Here is a 20,907-nt window from a genome sequence, read left to right as displayed (position 1 = left end):
TTTTATTATACAAAAGTCAGAATTTTTTCTCGCGAGCATAAGAAAAAAACTCTTGTGTTCAAGAGTTTCTCTGTAAATATCATGCTAATTGCCGGGATTGAACCGGCGACCTCATCCTTACCATGGATGCGCTCTGCCAACTGAGCTAAATCAGCTTACTTAAGAAGTATACTATAGTTAGAAAAACTTGTCAAGTTTCCTTAGAAATTTTCCATAAGAAAAAGCCAGGTAAGAGCCACCTAGCTTCTCTTCGTCTATTTGCTTAAATCAATTCGACGACCAATTTTACCAATGATAATCGCACCAATAATTAATGAGGCAAATTCACCAATCCCTGTTGTGAACCAAGTAAGGAAAAATGGTAATTGCGCTACGATATTCAACTCTGCAGCGATAGTAAACATGGAAATTGAAAAGAGGATTGAAAAGAAGAAATGATCTTTTCGAATTAATCCATTAAAGAGGTAATCTTTGCTGTATTTTGCAAAAAGCCAAACACCTAGACTAAGGAATACTAGGGTTGATCCACCACCAACAAAGACATCTAGCAGTCCGAAGCTAAAGAAATTAGCAATCATACAACCGATAGTAACTCCGATAATGTACTTTGGATTGTAAAAAGCCATAAAGTTCATCATTTCTGAAATACGGAACTGATAAGCACCGTAGCTAATAGCATTTAGGGGTGGTGTGACAGTTAAAACGACATAGATAGCAGCAACGATTGCAATATCTGCAACATCACGAATAGTTAATTTTTTCATCTTTTCTCCTTTAGCGAATTACCCGCGTAAAATATGCTTGGTGAAAGAAGCTAAGCACCAAGGGTTGATACATTCAACCTTACTAGTATAGCACAATAGCCTGCTTTATGCTATACTAAAAGTATGAAAAAACGCATTCAAAGTCTCTTCGTGAATGAGCTCTTAGCCTATCTCTTTTTTGGTGTAGCAACTACTCTTGTCTCCATTCTATCCCGATTAGTCATTTATCAATTAACCCATAAAGAACTGCTTGCTACTGGACTAGCAAATAGTATCGGTATCCTCTTTGCCTTTTTTACAAATGATAGACTTGTATTTAAGCAAGTTAGGCAGAATTGGCCAAGCCGTTTAGTAAAATTTACTCTAGCACGTCTTTCTACTTTTCTTTTAGACATGTTTTTAACATTTTTCTTTGTGACACAGTTTCCTAATATTATCGGACAATTTGTAAATAATAATATAGACAAGGTTAATAGTATTGAAACCGTTATTTCACAATTCTTGATAATTATCCTCAATTATATTTTTAGTAAGGTATTTATTTTTAAAAAATAAGAAAAAATTAAGCATATTGCTTGCAAGAACTTCTTAATTAATATATAATCAAGAGTAAAAATTTTGGAAAGGAATTATGAAAATGTTAAAAGATCTTAAAGCATTTTTGCTTCGTGGTAATGTTGTTGACCTTGCTGTCGGTGTGATTATTGCCTCTGCTTTTGGTGCTATCGTAACTTCATTCGTTAACGATATCATCACTCCTCTACTATTGAACCCAGCCTTGGAAGCTGCGAAAGTACAAAATATCGCTGAGCTTGCATGGAATGGTGTTACATATGGTAAATTCTTGAGTGCTATTATCAACTTCCTTGTTGTAGGTACTGTTCTCTTCTTCGTTATTAAAGCTATGGAAAAAGCCCAAAGCCTTACTAAGAAAGAAGAAACTGTTGAAGAAGCTCCAGCTGGACCAACTGAATTGGAAGTACTTCAAGAAATCAAAGCTCTTCTTGAGAAAAAATAATCGATTAAAAGGATCTAGCACAAAGCTAAATCCTTTTTTCTTTACTCTTTCGGTAACTTGCCTGCTTTTTCAAGCATTTTCTTAATAAGATAAGGCATCTTAACATTCTCACGACCTTTTTTCTCAATCAGTTTTTTCACAAATTCCGGCATTTGTAAATCTTGAGATTCGGCCAAGATATTTTTAGTCTCATCTGAAGGAACTAACTCATCAAAGGTTTCTTCTTCTGGGAGAAATTCCTTAAATTCTTTGTCCTCATTAGCTCTGACGGTATTAACCAAGGCATCGATCAAACGAGAATCTGTATTTGGCATTGGTGGACGATGATAGTTCACCCCAAATTCCTGACACAAGTCATAACATTCTACATCGTTGTCAAACAAGACTTCAATGTGCTCACTGATAAAACTAATAGGCACAAAAATATAATGGTCTGGATGTTCTTTCCGTTCTCTAAGATACTCCAAGACATCTGGCTTAATCCATGGAATCCCGATATCACTTTCACTTTGCCAAGTGTTAGTATATTGCTCGGAACTCAAACCTAGTTTTTCAGCAACTAGCTTGCTATTTTCAAAAATTTGATCGATATAAGGATCACCAAAATCCAAGGCAAAAATGGGGACACTGTGAGCTGAAAAGATGATTTTAAAGCTATCTTGCTTCACTTCTTCTTTTAAAATTTCACCAATTTCATCTGCCCAATAGTTTAAGAGCGCTTCTTCTTGATACCAGTCCTTAATAACTAAAAACTGAATTTGTTTGCTTTCTAAAAATTTCTCATATCCCATGACAGAGTAGAACGAATAATGGGGCTCTAAAATTAAGCAAATGCACTGCTCGATTCCGTCTGCTTCCATCTGACCAATCACATCTGGAATAAAGGGTCTAGAAAACTTATTAGCAAAATAAACACTATACTCATTCCCCAGCCTAGCTTCTACCAAGGCAACCTCTTCTCGGGTAATTTTTTGCAGAGGCGTCCCTCCAATTAGTACATAATTATCATAGAGAGTTTGAATCTCGTGGTCTTGAGGTCTCACTCCACGACGAATATTTGTGAAAAAATCAGCCACACCTTCAAAGGTAATCTCTTCTGGCGAACCGAAAGTCATCATTAAAATTGCTTTTTTCATAATCGCTTCCTTGTGATATTTTTATCAAGTTTATTTTATCATTAATTCGTTGATAAGTAAACGCCAACATAGCGAATTTCCCTAACTTCTGTCTTTTGTTTTTCTCTCTTTTCTATGATACAATGGAAAAAATGAATTCAAAAGGAGTTTTTTATGACTTATCCAAATCTCTTGGACCGCTTCTTAACCTATGTTAAGGTTAACACGCGCTCTGATGAACACTCTACTACTACTCCAAGTACGCAGAGTCAGGTAGATTTTGCTACAAATGTTCTTATTCCTGAAATGAAACGTGTTGGATTACAAAATGTTTATTATCTACCAAATGGTTTTGCAATTGGTACCTTGCCAGCCAACGATTCGTCTTTAACACGTAAAATTGGCTTCATCTCCCACATGGATACTGCTGACTTTAATGCCGAAGGGGTCAATCCTCAGGTAATTGAAAACTACGATGGTGGTGTGATTGAACTTGGAAACTCTGGTTTCAAACTCGATCCAGCTGACTTCAAGAGTCTTGAGAAATATCCAGGACAAACGCTCATCACAACCGATGGAACAACCTTACTAGGTGCTGATGACAAGTCAGGAATTGCTGAAATTATGACTGCTATTGAATATCTGACTGCCCATCCTGAAATCAAACACTGTGAGATTCGTGTTGGTTTTGGACCAGATGAGGAAATCGGTGTTGGTGCTAATAAATTTGATGCTGAGGACTTTAATGTAGATTTTGCTTACACAGTAGATGGTGGTCCACTGGGTGAACTTCAGTACGAGACCTTCTCAGCAGCTGGGGCTGAATTGCATTTCCAAGGACGTAATGTCCACCCTGGTACTGCTAAAGGACAAATGGTTAACGCCCTTCAGCTAGCAATTGATTTTCATAATCAACTTCCAGAAAATGACCGACCTGAGTTAACTGAAGGTTACCAAGGTTTCTATCATCTTATGGATGTGACTGGTAGTGTCGAGGAGGCGCGTGCAAGCTACATCATTCGTGATTTTGAAAAAGATGCCTTTGAAGCGCGTAAAGCAGCTATGCAGTCTATCACTGATAAGATGAATCAAGAACTTGGGAGCGACCGTGTCACCCTAAACTTAACAGATCAGTACTACAATATGAAAGAAGTCATTGAAAAAGATATGACTCCAATTACCATTGCTAAAACCGTTATGGAAGGTTTAGGAATCACACCTATTATCGAACCAATCCGTGGAGGGACAGACGGCTCTAAAATTTCCTTCATGGGAATCCCAACTCCTAATATCTTTGCGGGAGGAGAAAATATGCATGGACGTTTTGAATACGTCAGCCTTCAAACCATGGAACGTGCAGTTGATACCATCATTGGTATCGTAGCTTATAAAGACTAAAAAGACGAGGTAGCTTAGCTACTTCGCCTTTCTTTTTATTCTGCTGGTTTTTCTTGATTTCCAGTACTTGTTGTAGATTCTGTTGTTTCCTTTTCTGAAGATGATTCAGCAGGTTTAGAGTCTGTTGTGTTGCTTGCTTTGTTTTCGTCGCTAGCAGTTTCACTGTTAGATTCTGCAGCTACGTTTGGTCGGTTATCAGCACTGGTGTTATCACCATTTGCTTCGGCATTTGTTGCTGGAGTTGCTTCTTCACTTGCGCTTGATTTTGACTTGATTTCTTGATTCAAAACTAGAATAGCTTTTGTCAACTCAAGTAAAGCAGCTTTGTCTTTACTCTTAGTAGAAAGTTGATCTAGTAATGCATCCACCTTATCAAAGTCTGCATCAGAACCCTTATTGTTTTCTAAGTAAGCGTGAAGTGACATGAGGATATCGTAAAGTTTTTGATAGAGTACAAGTGTCTGAGGATCTTGCTCAGCATTTTCTTTCTCTTGTTGAAGAGCGCTAGCAATACGAGTCAAGACATCTTTTACCTGACTATTTACTTCATCCAAGTCTGCATCAGCCTTGTTTGTAGCAACTTTGAGATTTTCTACTTCTTCTGCCAAGGATTGTCTGATTCCTTCTTCTTGGATTTGTTCCAAGAGTTGATGTGCCTTGCTCAAGAGGCTTTCTACTTCTTCCTTGCTAACATGATTGACATGTTCTTCAGGCATAAAGTCTCCGTACAATTCTTTCAAGAAGCCATAAATAGCTGTCTTGGCACTTTGATTATCAACTTTTTCAGTATCTAGAACTGTCTGGCTTGATTTCGCAGTAGTTGGCTGAGCTTTCAAAGCTTCTTCTACTTCTTGTTTTGCTTGATAGATACTTGGGAATAATTTGTTCAATTCTGCTGCCTTAAGGAAGGATTGAGATTGATACAAGGTCCAAGTCAACTGAGCGACTTTGTTTCGAAGTTCATCACTCAAACGACCGTCATTTACGTGTTCGTAGAAATACTTGATGTATTCAACTGTTGTAACACCTGTTCGATCATTAAAGTCTTGAAGAGCTTGAAGTTGTGATTCAACCGCTGCTAAAGCAGCCTCATCTTTAGCCAACTTTGCTTCTTGGAGTCGAACGAGAAGATCTTTCTTTGGAAGTCCATAAGAGTCTGTATCCAGTGTATTGATTTTATCAAGCAAGGCCTGATATTTCTTATCTAGAGCGCTTGTTTCAACTGGTTTGACACTTTCATCAATATGGATATATTGCTTATCAAAGAGATCCAGTGTTGCAAGATAACCTGCTGTAGAGTTAGTTGCCAGTTTCTTCATATTTTCAGTAAACTGACCTAAGGCTAACTCAATCTGTCTTTGTTCGATAGGCTTGTCTTTATAGATACTTCTGCTATCAGCTAGAAGTTGATCTACTTTTGCCAAGACTGCCTTCTCATCAAAAGCTCCAGGTTGATAGTTAGATTGTAGGGCTGGAATCTTGTTTTTCAAAGCCACTTCATATCCCTTAGTTTGAACCTTGATGTAGTGATTATGGTCGCCATGAGGAATCACAAAACTACCATTTTCTACCTGTAAACTATAAGGAGACACACCATCTCGCAAAGCAGTTGTATAGAGTTCATTTAGGAAATCAAGTTCTGGATTTCCAGTTTGGAGAGGAATCCGAACGTGTTCCTTACGAACAGCATATGGATGGATATGAGTTGGATCGTAGGCTTGGTCTGGATTTCCAAAGACAAAGAATCCGTTTGAAATTCTAATCGCTTCAAGTGGAACTCCGTATGTTTTAGAAATATAAGCAATCTTTTCTTCATCGCTAGCATCTCTTGAGAAAGACTCTACCGTTTTAGCAAGAGGTTTTACAGGTTCTGCATCATGATGTACTTTCAGATGATCCTGTGCGGCCTTAATTTGCTCTGCTGTCAAGTCCTTCTTGAAGAAATAATGATTGTGGTCTCCGTGACTCATGACAAAACCTTGATCATCCTCACTGATGACGCTATTGGCATCAAAACCGTGATCATGGGATTCATCATGTTTGTGGCCATGATTGTCTTTATCGTGTCCATCATCATGGGCTGGGCTTGGTGTTGCTGGACTTGCACCTTTCAGGTGTTCTTGCGCTGCCTTAATTTGCTCTGCTGACAAGTCCTTCTTAAAGAAGTAATGATTATGATCACCGTGTGACATGACAAAACCTTGATCATCCTCACTGATGACACGATCGGCATCAAAACCGTGATCATGGTCTTCATCATGTTTGTGGCCATGATTATCGTTATCGTGTTCATCATCATGGGCTGGGCTTGGTGTTACTGGTGTTTTACCTCTCAAATGATCCTGCGCGGCCTTGATTTGTTCTGGTGTTAGATTCTTCTTAAAGAAGTAATGATTGTGGTCACCATGAGTCATGACAAAGCCTGCCGCATCTTCACTGATAATTCGATTGACATCAAAATCATGGCCATGTTCGTCATGGTGATGACCGTGTGTATCTTCATCGTGATCTTCATGTGCTGGGCTTGGTGTTACTGGCGTTTTACTTTCCAGATGATTTTGGGCGGCCTTAATTTGCTCTGCTGTCAAATCCTTCTTGAAGAAGTAATGATTGTGGTCTCCGTGACTCATGACAAAGCCTTGTTCATCCTCACTAATGACACGATCGGCATCAAAACTATGGCCATGTTCGTCATGGTGATGACCGTGTGTATCTTCATCGTGATCATCATGGGCTGGACTTGGTGTTACTGGCGTCTTAGCTCTTAAATGATCTTGAGCCGACTTAATTTGCTCTGCTGTCAAATCTTTCTTAAAGAAGTAATGATTATGATCACCGTGTGACATGACAAATCCTTGATCATCCTCACTGATGACACGATTGGCATCAAAATCATGGCCATGTTCGTCATGGTGATGAGCGTGTGTATCTTCATCGTGATCATCATGAGCTGGACTTAGTACTGATGGCGTTTTACTTTTCAGATGATTCTGTGCAGCCTTAATTTGCTTCGCTGTCAAGTCCTTCTTGAAGAAATAATGATTATGGTCACCGTGTGACATAACAAAACCTTGATCATCCTCACTGATGACACGATTGGCATCAAAACCATGATCATGGTCTTCATCATGATGAGCGTCATGTCCATGTTCTTCATGCTTAGGAGCCTGACTTCCATGGTCACCATCTTGCTCATGATGATGGTTTTGTTGAGTAGGTTTTTCTGCTGGTTTGCTTGGATTCTCCAATGGTGTTGGTTTCACACTGTCACTAGTTAGAGGAATCATTCTCGCAATCTTTTCTTCTAATGCAGAAAGCTTTGTATAGGGGATGAAATGATAGTGATTTCCGTGAGGAATCGCTACACCACTTGGTGTTCTGCTTGAAATCTTAGCAGGGTCAAAAGTCAAACCATCCGATTCAGCATATCGTTGAGTACTTGGAAGAGCATAGAGCTGCTGTAACAGACTTTGAAGACTCTCGGCTTTATTACTTGGTATTTCAGCCTGTTGAATAGGCTTGGTAGTTTGACCAGTCCCATTTGTACTTGGACGATAGTCAGTCACACTAGGCTGATTTCTCGTTCCAGATAGGTAAGCTTGAGCTGCAGCCAATTCACTAGCAGACAAGGAACTCTTTGGAATGTAGTGGTAATGTCCTCCGTGAGGGACGATATAAGCATCACCAGTATCCTCTATAATATCAGATGCATTAAAGATGTAGCCATCATCAGTAGTATAGCGACCTTGAGATTGAGCAAGCGCCACTGCTCTATTAGATGTTGGTGCATCGTGAGTATGACCTTGTTTTTGGCGTTCAATTTCGTCCTTCGAACGAACGTTATCCGCATGTGCCACATCCTTAAGGTAAACATAATATTTACCATCCACCTTGATAATGTAACCACCTTTGACTTCGTTGACAATATCAGCGTCTTTCAGTTGATAATTGGCATCTTTCATCAAAAGTTCTTCACTGAAAATCGCATCAAAAGGAACTTTCCCATTGTAATAATGGAAATGATCACCGTGTGAAGTCACATAACCTTGATCGGTGATTTTCACAACAATTTGTTCAGCCTGGATATCTTCTTTTTTACTGACTTGCTCTGGTGTTTGTGTCTCTGTTTTTGGAGTGTCTTGTTTCCCATCGACATAAGATACACGATTCGTATCTTTGTTCTCTCCCGTCTGATGTTGATTCAATGCATAAATACAAAGACTTAAAGAAAGGACAACAGCTGCACCAGCAGCAAGTTTCTTCTTATTTATTTTCATAATCTCCTCATTTCAATTCTTCTGCTAAAATACTCATATTGTCTTCTAGGTTTTCTAGATAAGTTTTGTCGTTTTGTGGGTCTGCCTCTAAAGGATTCAGAGTTTTAAGCCCCACACCTGTTGATTTGACAAGAGTTTCAGCTACTTTCGAAGAAGCATTACTTTCTGTAAAAATCGTTTTAACCTTATAGGTTTTAACAAATTCCTGAATTTCTGTTAGTTGTCTTGGACTTGGTTCTTGTTCTGGAGAGATACCTGCGATTCCAAGTTGATTTAATCCAAATCTCTTAGCAAGATAAGAAAAGGCTGTATGTTGGGTTACAAATGTTTTCTGAGTCGCTTTTTCAAATTTAGGTTGGAATTTCTTAGTCAATTCTTGAGCTTTTTTCATAAAGGCTTGCGCATTTTTCTGATAAGTTTCTTTGTGCTCACTATCAACCTCTGAAAGTTTATCAGCGATAATTTGCGCTTCTTCGCCAGCTTTTTCAGGATCTAGCCAAGTATGAGGGTCATAGAGCGTTTTTTCATCAACTCCATCACCTGCTTCCACATCTTCTAGCCCTGGGACACGATCCAATGTCATTCCTTCTGAAGCCTCTAAAACCTTAACTTTGGATTTTTTTAGATTGGGATCCAGACTTCCTGCCCAAGATTCGAGCGTATGCGAATGGTAAACAAAGACATCTGCATCATAGATGGCTGCAATATCATTTGCCGAAGGTTCGAAGGAGTGAATTCCACTACTTGACTGAATCATTCGAACATCATTCAAGTCACCAGATACTTCCTTGACCATAGCATAGATAGGATAAAAACTGGTCACGATTTTCATCCCTTTACCTGACTGGCTTTCCTTCTGCCCACAAGCAGCTAATACCAGAGCCAATACACTGGTCATCAATACTAAAATCGTCCTCTTTTTCACTATAACTCCTTAACTAGTGTTTAACCATTTAATTAACTAGTAAATAGTTTATCTTTATTTAGAAAATATGTCAAGAATTTTTACACAATTTCATAAAAAAGAGAACAGAATCCATATTCTGCTCCCTTTTTATCTTCTATAATAGTTGTATAGTTACTTACTCTCCTTTAACAAGACTAATAGCTTTTCAGCTTCTGCCATAATAGTATTGTTGTCCTGAGAACCAAATAACAGATTATTTTTTAATCCTGTGAGAGTTTCGTTGGCATTGGACTTGAGAATTGGATCCTTAATCTTTTTAAGTAACTCTTCCGCCTCTCTCAGTTTTTCTTCAACCTTTTCAGTTTCAACCTGATGTTCCTCTGGTTCCGATGGTGATTCTTCTTCTGATTCCTCTGATTCTTTTGGTTTTGGAGATTCTGCTTTCTCATTTTTCGGTTTTTCTTCGCGAGGTTTTTCCTCCTCAATTTTTTCTGTCTGAGGTTTCTCCTCTGTTGGTTTCTCTGTTTGATTGTTAGCAGCTTGACTATTGTGGTTTCTTTGAACATGGTCGCTCGCATTGCCCCAACCACTATCTGAATGCGGACGTTCGTTTGGATGTTCGACATAATACTTCACAGTTTCAAATAGCTCTTCTAAAGTATACCCCTTAGGTGCCTCATAAAGTCCTTCGTCAAACCACTCAAATTTGATGTTATGGTAATGGTCATAATGAGGTATAATCAAACTTCCATTTTTAACTTCCATAGTATGTTGGAGATTGTAAGGCATACGATCAAGTGGTACCTTCTTAGCTGCTTTTACTAGATTGTAAATCGCTTCTGCTCCCTTAGCCTCAGTATTTCCTGAATTTTGATGATTTGTTGAAGGAGGCGTCAAACCTTTCTCTTTAGCATAAGCTTGACCTGCTGCTCTTTCAGCTTCAGACAAACTTTCTTTCTTAATCCAATGACTGTGGCTCATATGCGGAGTTACATAGGCATCCCCCTCATCACTAGTGATATCACGGGGGTCAAAGATATAGCCATCTTCTGTTGTATACTTACCTGCCAACTTGGCTACTTGAATCTCATCATCTGTGTAAGCTATTTGTGCATTTGGTTTTCCTAAACGTTCTGGATGACGAATCGGCGCTAGAAAAGCAAGGATATCATCAACTAACTTGACCTTATCACTTGACTCATCGTTGAGACGTTCCAATAGTCTATCCAAAGCGTCAAAATCAGCTTGGCGCCCTTTATTGGAAATCAAATCTTGATGAACTGTTGCTAGTAAATCATAAACTTTGTTGTAAAATTTTTGATCACCAGATGCAAGATTGGTTTTCTTAGCTCCTAACTCATGAGACAAACTTTCTTGTTTGGCAAGTTTATCATCAATGGCTGCAACAGTTTCTGCCGAAAGTTCCTTGGTAGAAATATAACGCGAAATTCCATTCTCTTCAAAGACATAACCATCAACCACCTTTCGAACCGCCTGTTTTACCAATTTTCCATCAATTGGATTGCTTGGAGTTGGTTGAGGATTTGGTACAGGTTGTGGACTTGGTATTGGGGTAGGCTCTGGAGCAGGGATTGGAGTCGGAATTGGATTTGGAAGACTTGGAGTCGGAATTGGTTTTAATTCTTTACCACCTGCAGTAGTATGATTTCCTTGATAATTTTCAGAAATCATTCTTGCAACCTTCTGCTCTAAATCAGACATTTGAGAATAAGGGATAAAGTGATAATGGTCTCCGTGAGGCACTGCAACACCATTCGCAGTTTTTCTGGTAATCTGCGCTGGATCAAAAACAAGTCCATCTGATTCCACATGTCGTTGGCTAAGCGGTAAGGCATAAAGCTGTTTCAAGAGACTGGATACGTCTTCACTTGGACTTGCTTGATAACTATTATCCACTTGTGGGCTAACACTTGGAGTCCATCTTCTGGTATTTGCTTCAACATTGCTTTGATTCGTTTGTCCATATGAACTACTATTCGGTGTCTCTGATGAGCTACTGCTAGAAGAATTTGTTGACGGACGATACCCAACTGAGCTTGGTTGATTATCTTTTCCAGATAGGAAGGCTCGGGCAGCAGCTAATTCACTGGCAGACAAGTCACTCTTAGGAATATAGTGGAAATGATTGCCATGAGGAACGATATAGGCATCGCCTGTATCTTCTATAATATCAGACGCATTAAAGATATAACCATCATCCGTTGTATAGCGGCCTTGAGCTCTAGCAGCGACTACCGCATTATCGCTAGAACCACCTCCGTGATTACTACTGTGTTCCTGCTTCTGACGAGTAATTTCTTCTTTTGTTCGAACATTATCAGCATGTGCCACATCCTTTAGATAGACATAATACTTACCATCTACCTTAATCACATAGCCACCCTTGATTTCATTGACAATGTCTGAATCCTTCAACTGATAATTTGGATCTTTCATCAGCAGTTCTTCACTAATGATAGCATCATAAGGAACCTTGCCATTATAGTAATGATAATGGTCTCCATGAGAAGTCACATAACCTTGATCCGTAATCTTGATAACGATTTGCTCGGCATTAATACCTTCTTTTTTACTGACTTCATCAGGTGTCAAATTTTCTGCCTTTTGGCTTGGTTGGTTACCATCTATATATGAAACACGGTTATTTTCTTTTACAGTTTGAGCTTGATGCAAACCTAGTTCATAAGCACAGACACTTAAAACAAGTGCAGCTGCTGACCCAGCTAGATATTTTTTATTGATTTTCATTCTTTCCTCTTTTCTTAACTCTATTTGATTCACTATAAAACAATAAACCAGTTAATTAACTAGTTAATAGTTTACTCTTTTTAGTACTGCTTGTCAAGAATTTTTCGTATATACATAATAAAAATGAAAGCCCCTTTATCGAGACTCCCATTTTTCATTAGTTTGTTTTTTCCTTATTTACAGGTGAAGGATTACTACCTTTTAACAACGCAAGTAATTTTTCTGCTTCTGCCATGATACCATTATTATCCATGGTTTGCAGGCTCAAATTATTTCGTAAACCAGCTAGGGTTTCTGTCGCATTGCCTTTCAGACTAGCATCTGTTACTTTAGCAAGTAAAGCTTCTGCTTCTTTGAGCTTGGCTTCTACTTTTTCAGTCTCTACTTGAGGGACTTCTGGCTCAGCAGGTGTTTCCTCTACTGGTTCTTCATCCGCTTTGAAGTTCTTTTTGGGATCTTCACTGTGGTCTTTCTTACCTAAGACATGCTCGCTGGCATTTCCCCATCCGTCATTAGAATGTGGACGTTCATCAGGATGTTCAACATAGTACTTAATTGTCGCAAATAAGTCTTCCAAGGTATAGCCATTTGGAGCTTTGTATGAGTGATCATCAAACCAAGCAAATTTAATGTTATGGTAATGATCCTTGTGAGGAATAATTAAATTACCATTTTTAATCTCAACTGTATGCTCAACCATGTATGGAAGTCGAACGAGTGGAATTCGTTTCTCACCTTTCACACGATTGTAAATGGCCGCTGCACTATCTCCAGTTGGATTTGCTTGAGCATCTGCGTCTGCTGACGGAGGTAAAATTCCTTTTTCTTTAGTATAAGATTGAGCTGCAGCTTTTTCCTTATCAGAAAGGCTGTCTTTTCCAATCCAGTGACTATGTCCCATATGAGGCGTTACATAGGCATCTCCTTCATCACTGATAATATCATGTTCGTCAAAAATGTAACCATCTGACGTTGTATACTTATCAGCTAATTGAGCAATGCGGACCTCATTTTCGGTATACTCAATCTGAGAATTTGGTTTGCCAAGTCGCTCTGGATGAGTAATTGGCGCTAGGAATGCCAATAAATCATCTACCAATTTTCCTTTATTAGAAGATTCATCATTCAAGCGTTCTGCTAATTTGTCTAAGGCTTGGAAATCAGAAACGCGACCTTTATTTTCAGACAAGGCTTTATGAGCCTCAGCCAACAGATTATATGCTTTATCATAAAATTCTTGGTCACGAGGAGCAACTTTTTCTTTTTTAGCAGTTAAAGCGTGTGATACACTCTCTTGTTTTGATAACTCGCTTTCAAGATTTTTAACAGTTTCAGATGGTAAATCTTTCGCAAAGACATAGCGTGAGATTCCTTTTTCTTCGAAAACATATCCTTCTCCAACTTTTCGTACCAGCTGACTAACCAAAGAAGAATTTGAGTCTATTTTAGGATTTGGAGTAGGAGCCGGCTTTACAATAGGTTTCAAAGGTTTTAAGCTAAGAGCTGGCAAAACAGGAGATGGAATTGGTTTTGGAAGGCTTGGATTCGGAATTGGTTTTAATTCTTTACCACCTGCAGTAGTATGATTTCCTTGATAATTTTCAGAAATCATTCTCGCAATCTTCTGTTCTAAATCAGACATTTGAGAATAAGGGATAAAGTGATAATGGTCTCCGTGAGGCACTGCAACACCATTCGCAGTTTTTCTGGTAATCTGCGCTGGATCAAAGACAAGTCCATCTGATTCCACATGTCGTTGACTAAGTGGCAAGGCATAAAGTTGTTTCAAGAGACTAGATACGTCTTCACTTGGACTTGCTTGATAACTATTATCCACTTGTGGGCTAACAGTTGGAGTCCATCTTCTGGTATTTGCCTCAACATTGCTTTGATTCGTTTGTCCATATGAACTACTATTCGATGTATCTGATGAGCTACTGCTAGAAGAATTTGTTGAAGGACGATACCCAACTGAGCTTGGCTGATTGGTTTTTCCAGCTAGGAAGGCTCGAGCAGCAGCTAATTCACTGGCAGACAAGTCACTCTTAGGAATATAGTGGAAATGATTGCCATGAGGAACGATATAAGCATCACCCGTGTCCTCAATAATATCAGATGCATTAAAGATATAACCATCATCCGTTGTATATCGACCCTGAGCTCTAGCAGCTACTACCGCATTATCGCTAGAACCACCTCCGTGATTACTACTGTGTTCCTGCTTCTGACGAGTAATTTCTTCTTTTGAGCGAACATTATCAGCATGCGCTGCATCCTTTAGATAGACATAATACTTACCATCTACCTTAATCACATAGCCACCCTTGATTTCATTGACAATGTCTGAATCCTTCAACTGATAATTTGGATCTTTCATCAGAAGTTCTTCACTGATGATAGCATCATAAGGAACCTTGCCATTATAGTAATGATAATGGTCTCCATGAGAAGTCACATAACCTTGATCCGTAATCTTGATAACAATTTGCTCGGCATTAATACCTTCTTTTTTACTGACTTCATCAGGTGTCAAAGTTTCTGCCTTTTGGCTTGGTTGGTTGCCATCTATATATGAAACACGGTTATTTTCTTTTACAGTTTGAGCTTGATGCAAACCTAGTTCATAAGCACAGACACTTAAAACAAGTGCTGCTGCTGACCCAGCTAGATATTTTTTATTGATTTTCATTCTTTCCTCACTTTAATTCTTCTGCTAAAATACTCATATTGTCTTCTAGGTTTTCTAGATAAGTTTTGTCGTTTTGTGGGTCTGCCTCTAAAGGATTCAGAGTTTTAAGCCCCACACCTGTTGATTTGACAAGAGTTTCAGCTACTTTCGAAGAAGCATTACTTTCTGTAAAAATCGTTTTAACCTTATAGGTTTTAACAAATTCCTGAATTTCTGTTAGTTGTCTTGGACTTGGTTCTTGTTCTGGAGAGATACCAGCGATTCCAAGTTGATTGAGTCCAAATCGCTTAGCTAGATAAGAAAAGGCTGTATGTTGTGTCACAAAGGTTTTCTGACTCGCTTTTTCAAATTTAGGCTGGAATTTCTTAGTCAATTCTTGAGCTTTTTTGATAAAGGCTTGCGCATTTTTCTGATAAGTTTCTTTATGTTCACTATCAACCTCTGAAAGTTTATCAGCAATAATTTGGGCTTCTTCTCCAGCTTTTTCAGGATCTAGCCAAGTATGAGGGTCATAGAGCGTTTTTTCATCAACTCCATCACCTGCTTCCACATCTTCTAGCCCTGGGACTCGGTCTAAGGTCATTCCTTCAGAAGCCTCTAAAACCTTAACTTTGGATTTTTTTAGATTTGGATCCAGACTTCCTGCCCAAGATTCGAGCGTATGCGAATGGTAAACAAAGACATCTGCATCATAGATGGCTGCAATATCATTTGCTGAAGGTTCGAAGGAGTGAATTCCGCTACTTGACTGAATCATTCGAACATCATTCAAGTCACCAGATACTTCCTTGACCATGGCATAGATAGGATAAAAACTGGTCACGATTTTCATCCCTTTACCTGACTGGCTTTCCTTCTGCCCACAAGCAGCTAAACACAAAAGAAAGACACTTAACAACACTAAAAACAAATTTTGTTTCTTCATAAAAACTCCTTAACTAGTTATTTAACTAGTTAATATTCTACTCCTATTTTTTTTATTGTCAAGCATTTTATGAACTAGTTAATAAAATTTCTGCTATTAAACTATAAAAAAACCTTGCAACTAGGTTGCAAGGTTAATGACATTAATCAAAGTTAACGTATTCTTTTTGAAGTTCAAGAACTTCTTCCATTGTTGAACACTCTGTAAGGGCACGGTTAGCGTACTCTTCCATCTTAGCAGTATCCAATTTCTTCATCAAGCTACGTGTACGGAGTACAGATGTTGCTGACATAGAGAACTCATCCAAGCCCATTCCGACAAGAAGTGGAACAGCTTTTTGGTCACCAGCCATCTCACCACACATACCAGCCCATTTACCTTCAGCATGAGCTGCCTTGATAACGTTGTTGATCAAGCGAAGGATTGATGGGTTATATGGTTGGTAAAGGTATGAAACTTGTTCGTTCATACGGTCTGCCGCCATCGAGTATTGGATCAAGTCGTTTGTACCAATTGACATGAAGTCTACTTCTTTTGCAAATTGGTCTGCAAGCATCGCTGCTGCAGGGATTTCAATCATGATACCAACTTGGATATCATCCGCAACTGCAACACCTTCAGCAAGAAGGTTTGCTTTTTCTTCTTCATAAACTGCTTTAGCTGCACGGAATTCTTTCAAAAGAGCAACCATTGGGAACATGATACGCAATTGACCATGAACAGAAGCACGAAGAAGGGCACGGATTTGTGTACGGAACATTGCATCTCCAGTTTCAGAAATAGAGATACGAAGGGCACGGAATCCAAGGAATGGGTTCATTTCATGTGGCATATCGAAGTAAGGAAGTTCCTTATCTCCACCGATATCCATTGTACGAACAACTACTGGTTTACCATTCATTCCCTCAAGAACAGCTTTGTATGCTTCATACTGCTCATCTTCAGTTGGGAAGTCTTGAGAATCCATGTACAAGAACTCTGTACGGTAAAGTCCAACAGCTTCTGCACCGTTGTTGTTAACACCTTCAACGTCTTTTGGAGTACCGATGTTAGCAGCTAACTCGAAGTGTTTACCGTCAGCAGTCACTGTTTGAGCATCCTTCAAAAGTGCCCATTCAGCTTTTTGTTTAGCATAAGCTTCACCAGCTGCTTTAAATTCTGCCGCTTGTTCATCTGTTGGGTTGATAATCACTTCACCAGTAATTCCGTTAACGGCAAGGATATCACCGTCTTTCACTACTTCAGTGATGTTATTTGTTCCCAATACAGCTGCAATTTCAAGTGTACGTGCCATGATAGCTGAGTGGCTTGTACGTCCACCGATGTTTGTTACAAAAGCTTTTACAAAGTTTTTGTCCAATTGAGCTGTATCAGATGGTGTCAAGTCATGTGCAATCACGATTACTTCTTCATTGATAGAAGCTGGGTTTGGCAATTTCTTACCAAGAAGGTTTGCCAATACACGTTTTGTCACGTCGCGGATATCCGCTGCACGTTCTTGCATGTATGGGTTATCTTCCATGCCTTCAAAGATAGTGATAAACATGTCAGTCACTTCTTTAAGACCTGCTTCAGCATTGACTTTCTTAGCACGGATTGTTTCTTTAATCTGACCAATCAATTCTGGGTCAGCAAGAACCATCAAATGAGCGTCAAAAACTTGAGCCGCTTCTTCACCAAGCGTACCTACAGCTTTCTCACGGATAAGAGAAAGCTCGTTTTGAGAAGCTTCAAGAGCTACATCCAAACGAGCCTCTTCTGCGTTTGTATCTTCGACTGAAACAGTCTCGAATGACAAATCCGGTTGAACGAGTAGATATGCTTTTGCAACTGCAACACCGTCAGATGCTGCGATTCCTTTAAGCATTTCTGTCATTTTCCTTATGCCAATCCTTCTTTTTCCATTGTTTCTGAGATTGCAGCGATAGCGTCATCTGCATCTGCACCTTCAGCTGAGATAGTTACGTCAGCACCTTGGCCAACACCAAGACTCATAACACCCATGATTGATTTAAGGTTAACTGATTTACCTTTGTACTCAAGAGTGATATCTGAAGCAAATTTGCTAGCAGTTTGTACCAACAATGTTGCTGGACGTGCGTGAATACCTGTTTCTGCCACTACGTGGAAATCTTTAGAAGCCATAGTTTGACTCTCCTTTTGTTCTTTCTTTTTTGAGTTATATGTGATAACCCTTACAATTTGGTATTATATCATCTTCTAGGATTTTTTTCAAGCATTTTATGGGATTTATTCGATTTCCTTTCAGATAACTTGCTGAAAATCTTCTATTCTAGATAACAAAACACAGGATATAGTTTTTCAAAAAACAACTTATAGGATAATTATCATCATTTTACAAAACAAACACTACATATTGTGTTTTGTGAGCTTGAGCAGAAAAATAGACCACTATATTTAGTTTCAAATCATTGACAAAAATTTATTTTCTGATATACTAAGAAAGTAATCTATTTTGAAAGAGGAGTTACACAATGGTAACCGTTTATTCTAAAAACAACTGTGTCCAATGTAAGATGACAAAACGTTTCTTGGACAGTAATAATGTCGCTTATCGTGAAATCAATCTTGATGAGCAACCTGAGTACATCGATCAAGTTAAAGAGCTCGGTTTCAGCGCAGCTCCTGTTATCCAAACACCAACTGAAGTCTTTTCAGGTTTCCAACCAGGAAAACTGAAACAACTAGCATAATCTTAGTACATCATCCAGAAGAAACTGCTTCTAGGGCTAACTTAGAAGCCTTTCTTTTGTAATTAGATAAGGGAAATTTTATGGGATTAAAACATCTTGAAGACGTGACTTACTTCCGTCTCAATAACGAAATCAACCGTCCTGTCAATGGACAAATCATGCTTCATAAAGATAAGGAAGCCTTGGATGCCTTCTTTAAAGAAAATGTAGTTCCAAACACTATGGTTTTTGATTCAATCAAAGATAAAATCAACTACCTCATTGAACACAACTACATCGAAACAGCCTTTATCAAGAAATACCGTCCAGAGTTTTTGGAAGAATTGGCTCAATTTATCAAAGACCAAAACTTCCAATTCAAGTCTTTTATGGCAGCTTATAAATTTTACAATCAATATGCCTTGAAAACAAACGACGGTGAATACTATCTTGAAAGCATGGAAGACCGTGTCTTCTTTAACGCCCTTTATTTCGCTGATGGGAATGAAGCTATTGCAATCGATATTGCCAATGAAATCATCCACCAACGCTACCAACCAGCTACTCCTTCCTTCTTGAATGCTGGACGTGCTCGTCGTGGAGAATTGGTATCATGTTTCCTGATCCAAGTAACTGATGATATGAACTCTATCGGACGTTCTATCAACTCAGCTCTTCAACTTTCACGTATCGGTGGTGGTGTGGGAATTACCCTCAGCAACCTTCGTGAAGCTGGTGCACCTATCAAAGGCTATGAAGGTGCAGCTTCTGGAGTCGTACCTGTTATGAAACTCTTCGAAGACAGCTTCTCTTACTCAAACCAATTGGGTCAACGTCAAGGTGCCGGTGTGGTTTACCTAAATGTCTTTCACCCTGATATCATCGCCTTTCTTTCAACTAAGAAAGAAAACGCTGATGAGAAAGTTCGTGTAAAGACCCTCTCACTTGGTGTTGTAGTACCAGATAAATTCTACGAATTGGCTCGTAAAAATGAAGAAATGTACCTCTTCAGCCCTTACTCAGTAGAGCTTGAATACGGTGTACCGTTTAACTACATCGACATCACTGAAAAATACGATGAATTGGTCGCAAATCCAAATATCCGCAAGACAAAAATCAAGGCGCGCGATTTGGAAACGGAAATTTCTAAATTGCAACAAGAGTCTGGTTACCCTTATGTAGTCAACATTGATACGGCTAACCGTGCAAATCCTGTTGATGGTAAGATTATCATGAGTAACTTGTGTTCTGAGATTCTTCAAGTTCAAGAACCAAGCTTGATCAATGATGCTCAAGAATTTCTTCAAATGGGAACAGACGTTTCATGTAACCTTGGTTCAACCAACGTGGTCAACATGATGACTTCACCTGACTTTGGTCGTTCTATCCGTGCTATGGTTCGTGCCCTTACTTTCGTTACAGATAGTTCACACATCGTAGCTGTACCTACTATCGACCACGGAAATAGTCAAGCTCACACCTTTGGTCTTGGGGCCATGGGACTTCACAGCTACCTTGCCCAACAACTCATCGAATACGGATCACCTGAGTCTGTTGAATTTACAAGCATCTACTTCATGCTCATGAACTACTGGACCTTGGTAGAATCAAACAATATCGCGCGTGAACGTGGTATTACCTTCCATAACTTTGAAAAATCAGACTATGCTAACGGAAGCTACTTCGACAAGTATGTAACTGGCGAATTTGTTCCAAAATCAGACCGTGTTAAAGAACTCTTCAAAGATGTCTTTATCCCAAGTGCTGCTGACTGGGCTGAACTTCGCGACAAGGTTCAAGCAGATGGACTTTACCATCAAAACCGTCTTGCTGTAGCGCCAAATGGTTCTATAAGCTACATCAACGATGTTTCTGCGTCTATCCACCCGATTACGCAACGTATCGAAGAACGCCAAGAGAAGAAAATTGGTAAAATCTACTACCCTGCTGCTGGCTTGTCAACAGAAACCATTCCATACTACACTTCTGCCTATGACATGGATATGCGTAAGGTCATTGATGTTTATGCTGCTGCGACTGAGCACGTGGACCAAGGACTTTCACTCACTCTCTTCATGCGTAGTGACATTCCAAAAGGACTTTACGAATGGAAGAAAGAAAACAAACAAACGACACGTGACTTGTCTATCCTTCGTAACTATGCCTTTAACAAGGGAATCAAGTCTATCTACTACGTCCGTACCTTTACAGATGATGGTGGAGAAGTCGGTGCCAACCAATGTGAAAGCTGTGTGATTTAATCTTTGCTTGAGGAAACTACATTTACTCAGGCTATCGATTCATTTATAAAACTAAACTGGAATAAGCATCTATACTATGAAATAACAAAAA

At 39.1% G+C, this 20,907-nt stretch carries 14 protein-coding genes, 1 tRNA gene and 1 riboswitch; of the genes, 5 read left to right on the top strand and 10 right to left on the bottom strand.

All coding sequences use genetic code 11. The features are described 5' to 3' along the window. Positions 1-82: 82 nt before the first annotated feature. Together M594_RS04575 and M594_RS04570 are read right to left on the bottom strand one after the other, a co-directional pair. Positions 83-155: transfer RNA gene (locus tag M594_RS04575), tRNA-Thr, on the bottom strand. 99 nt (positions 156-254) lie between these two features. Then, positions 255-764, bottom strand: a complete 510-nt coding sequence (locus M594_RS04570; protein ID WP_000737072.1) for a QueT transporter family protein — start codon at positions 762-764, stop codon at positions 255-257. Beyond that, positions 762-859, bottom strand: a riboswitch (PreQ1 riboswitch). It overlaps the preceding gene by 3 nt. Positions 860-887: 28 nt before the next feature. Here M594_RS04570 and M594_RS04565 point away from each other — a divergent pair. Both M594_RS04565 and mscL read left to right on the top strand, forming a co-directional pair. Then, on the top strand, positions 888-1,319 hold the full coding sequence (locus M594_RS04565) for a GtrA family protein (protein WP_173876097.1): 432 nt from the start codon (positions 888-890) through the stop codon (positions 1,317-1,319). A gap of 82 nt (positions 1,320-1,401) precedes the next feature. Further along, positions 1,402-1,782 (top strand): large conductance mechanosensitive channel protein MscL, encoded by a 381-nt coding sequence (gene mscL, locus M594_RS04560; RefSeq protein WP_000910199.1) that lies wholly within the window; start codon positions 1,402-1,404, stop codon positions 1,780-1,782. Positions 1,783-1,823: 41 nt separating this feature from the next. On the opposite strand, the gene hemH is transcribed toward mscL, so the two are convergent. Next, on the bottom strand, positions 1,824-2,918 hold the full coding sequence (gene hemH, locus M594_RS04555; RefSeq protein ID WP_173876096.1) for a ferrochelatase: 1,095 nt from the start codon (positions 2,916-2,918) through the stop codon (positions 1,824-1,826). A 153-nt stretch (positions 2,919-3,071) separates the two neighbouring features. Here hemH and pepT point away from each other — a divergent pair, with 153 nt between their 5' ends. Continuing rightward, positions 3,072-4,295 carry a peptidase T gene (gene pepT / locus M594_RS04550; RefSeq protein WP_173876095.1) on the top strand — a complete coding sequence of 408 codons (1,224 nt, stop codon included), beginning with the start codon at positions 3,072-3,074 and terminating at the stop codon, positions 4,293-4,295. Between the two features lie 35 nt (positions 4,296-4,330). Here the strand turns inward: pepT and M594_RS04545 are convergent, their stop codons facing one another. The 7 genes from M594_RS04545 to M594_RS04515 all read right to left on the bottom strand — a co-directional run bounded on the left by M594_RS04545 (position 4,331) and on the right by M594_RS04515 (position 18,007). Then, the gene (locus M594_RS04545) at positions 4,331-8,572 is read right to left on the bottom strand and encodes a pneumococcal-type histidine triad protein (protein WP_173876094.1); all 4,242 of its coding nucleotides are present in this window, start codon (positions 8,570-8,572) and stop codon (positions 4,331-4,333) included. Between the two features lie 7 nt (positions 8,573-8,579). Further along, entirely contained in the window at positions 8,580-9,470 is an 891-nt protein-coding gene (adcAII, locus tag M594_RS04540) for a zinc-binding lipoprotein AdcAII (RefSeq protein WP_398577063.1), read from the bottom strand. 180 nt (positions 9,471-9,650) lie between these two features. Beyond that, positions 9,651-12,248 carry a pneumococcal-type histidine triad protein gene (locus M594_RS04535; RefSeq protein ID WP_173876092.1) on the bottom strand — a complete coding sequence of 866 codons (2,598 nt, stop codon included), beginning with the start codon at positions 12,246-12,248 and terminating at the stop codon, positions 9,651-9,653. A gap of 157 nt (positions 12,249-12,405) precedes the next feature. Next, positions 12,406-14,937: a pneumococcal-type histidine triad protein gene (locus M594_RS04530; RefSeq protein WP_173876091.1), complete on the bottom strand. Its 2,532-nt coding sequence runs from the start codon at positions 14,935-14,937 to the stop codon at positions 12,406-12,408. A gap of 7 nt (positions 14,938-14,944) precedes the next feature. Then, positions 14,945-15,862: a zinc-binding lipoprotein AdcAII gene (gene adcAII / locus M594_RS04525; protein ID WP_004262450.1), complete on the bottom strand. Its 918-nt coding sequence runs from the start codon at positions 15,860-15,862 to the stop codon at positions 14,945-14,947. Between the two features lie 142 nt (positions 15,863-16,004). Next, positions 16,005-17,738 (bottom strand): phosphoenolpyruvate--protein phosphotransferase, encoded by a 1,734-nt coding sequence (gene ptsP / locus M594_RS04520; RefSeq protein WP_004241506.1) that lies wholly within the window; start codon positions 17,736-17,738, stop codon positions 16,005-16,007. Between the two features lie 5 nt (positions 17,739-17,743). Continuing rightward, the gene (locus tag M594_RS04515) at positions 17,744-18,007 is read right to left on the bottom strand and encodes a phosphocarrier protein HPr (RefSeq protein WP_000146947.1); all 264 of its coding nucleotides are present in this window, start codon (positions 18,005-18,007) and stop codon (positions 17,744-17,746) included. A 350-nt stretch (positions 18,008-18,357) separates the two neighbouring features. On the opposite strand from M594_RS04515, the gene nrdH reads away from it, so the two are divergent. Further along, positions 18,358-18,576, top strand: coding sequence for a glutaredoxin-like protein NrdH (nrdH, locus tag M594_RS04510; protein WP_000259240.1), 219 nt, complete (start codon positions 18,358-18,360; stop codon positions 18,574-18,576). An 80-nt stretch (positions 18,577-18,656) separates the two neighbouring features. After that, positions 18,657-20,816, top strand: a complete 2,160-nt coding sequence (gene nrdE / locus M594_RS04505; protein WP_173876090.1) for a class 1b ribonucleoside-diphosphate reductase subunit alpha — start codon at positions 18,657-18,659, stop codon at positions 20,814-20,816. Positions 20,817-20,907 lie beyond the last annotated feature (91 nt).

Source organism: Streptococcus mitis (genome assembly GCF_013305725.1).
GTDB lineage: Bacteria > Bacillota > Bacilli > Lactobacillales > Streptococcaceae > Streptococcus > Streptococcus mitis_BO.
The sequence above is the reverse complement of the archived record's forward strand: the minus strand, read 5'-3'. Positions and strand labels throughout refer to the sequence as shown.

Coding starts and splice junctions, on each gene's coding strand:
- M594_RS04570 (WP_000737072.1), bottom strand. CDS start 764: ATGAAAAAATTAACTATTCGTGATGTTGCAGATATTGCAATCGTTGCT.
- M594_RS04565 (WP_173876097.1), top strand. CDS start 888: ATGAAAAAACGCATTCAAAGTCTCTTCGTGAATGAGCTCTTAGCCTAT.
- mscL (WP_000910199.1), top strand. CDS start 1,402: ATGTTAAAAGATCTTAAAGCATTTTTGCTTCGTGGTAATGTTGTTGAC.
- hemH (WP_173876096.1), bottom strand. CDS start 2,918: ATGAAAAAAGCAATTTTAATGATGACTTTCGGTTCGCCAGAAGAGATT.
- pepT (WP_173876095.1), top strand. CDS start 3,072: ATGACTTATCCAAATCTCTTGGACCGCTTCTTAACCTATGTTAAGGTT.
- M594_RS04545 (WP_173876094.1), bottom strand. CDS start 8,572: ATGAAAATAAATAAGAAGAAACTTGCTGCTGGTGCAGCTGTTGTCCTT.
- adcAII (WP_398577063.1), bottom strand. CDS start 9,470: ATGACCAGTGTATTGGCTCTGGTATTAGCTGCTTGTGGGCAGAAGGAA.
- M594_RS04535 (WP_173876092.1), bottom strand. CDS start 12,248: ATGAAAATCAATAAAAAATATCTAGCTGGGTCAGCAGCTGCACTTGTT.
- M594_RS04530 (WP_173876091.1), bottom strand. CDS start 14,937: ATGAAAATCAATAAAAAATATCTAGCTGGGTCAGCAGCAGCACTTGTT.
- adcAII (WP_004262450.1), bottom strand. CDS start 15,862: ATGAAGAAACAAAATTTGTTTTTAGTGTTGTTAAGTGTCTTTCTTTTG.
- ptsP (WP_004241506.1), bottom strand. CDS start 17,738: ATGACAGAAATGCTTAAAGGAATCGCAGCATCTGACGGTGTTGCAGTT.
- M594_RS04515 (WP_000146947.1), bottom strand. CDS start 18,007: ATGGCTTCTAAAGATTTCCACGTAGTGGCAGAAACAGGTATTCACGCA.
- nrdH (WP_000259240.1), top strand. CDS start 18,358: ATGGTAACCGTTTATTCTAAAAACAACTGTGTCCAATGTAAGATGACA.
- nrdE (WP_173876090.1), top strand. CDS start 18,657: ATGGGATTAAAACATCTTGAAGACGTGACTTACTTCCGTCTCAATAAC.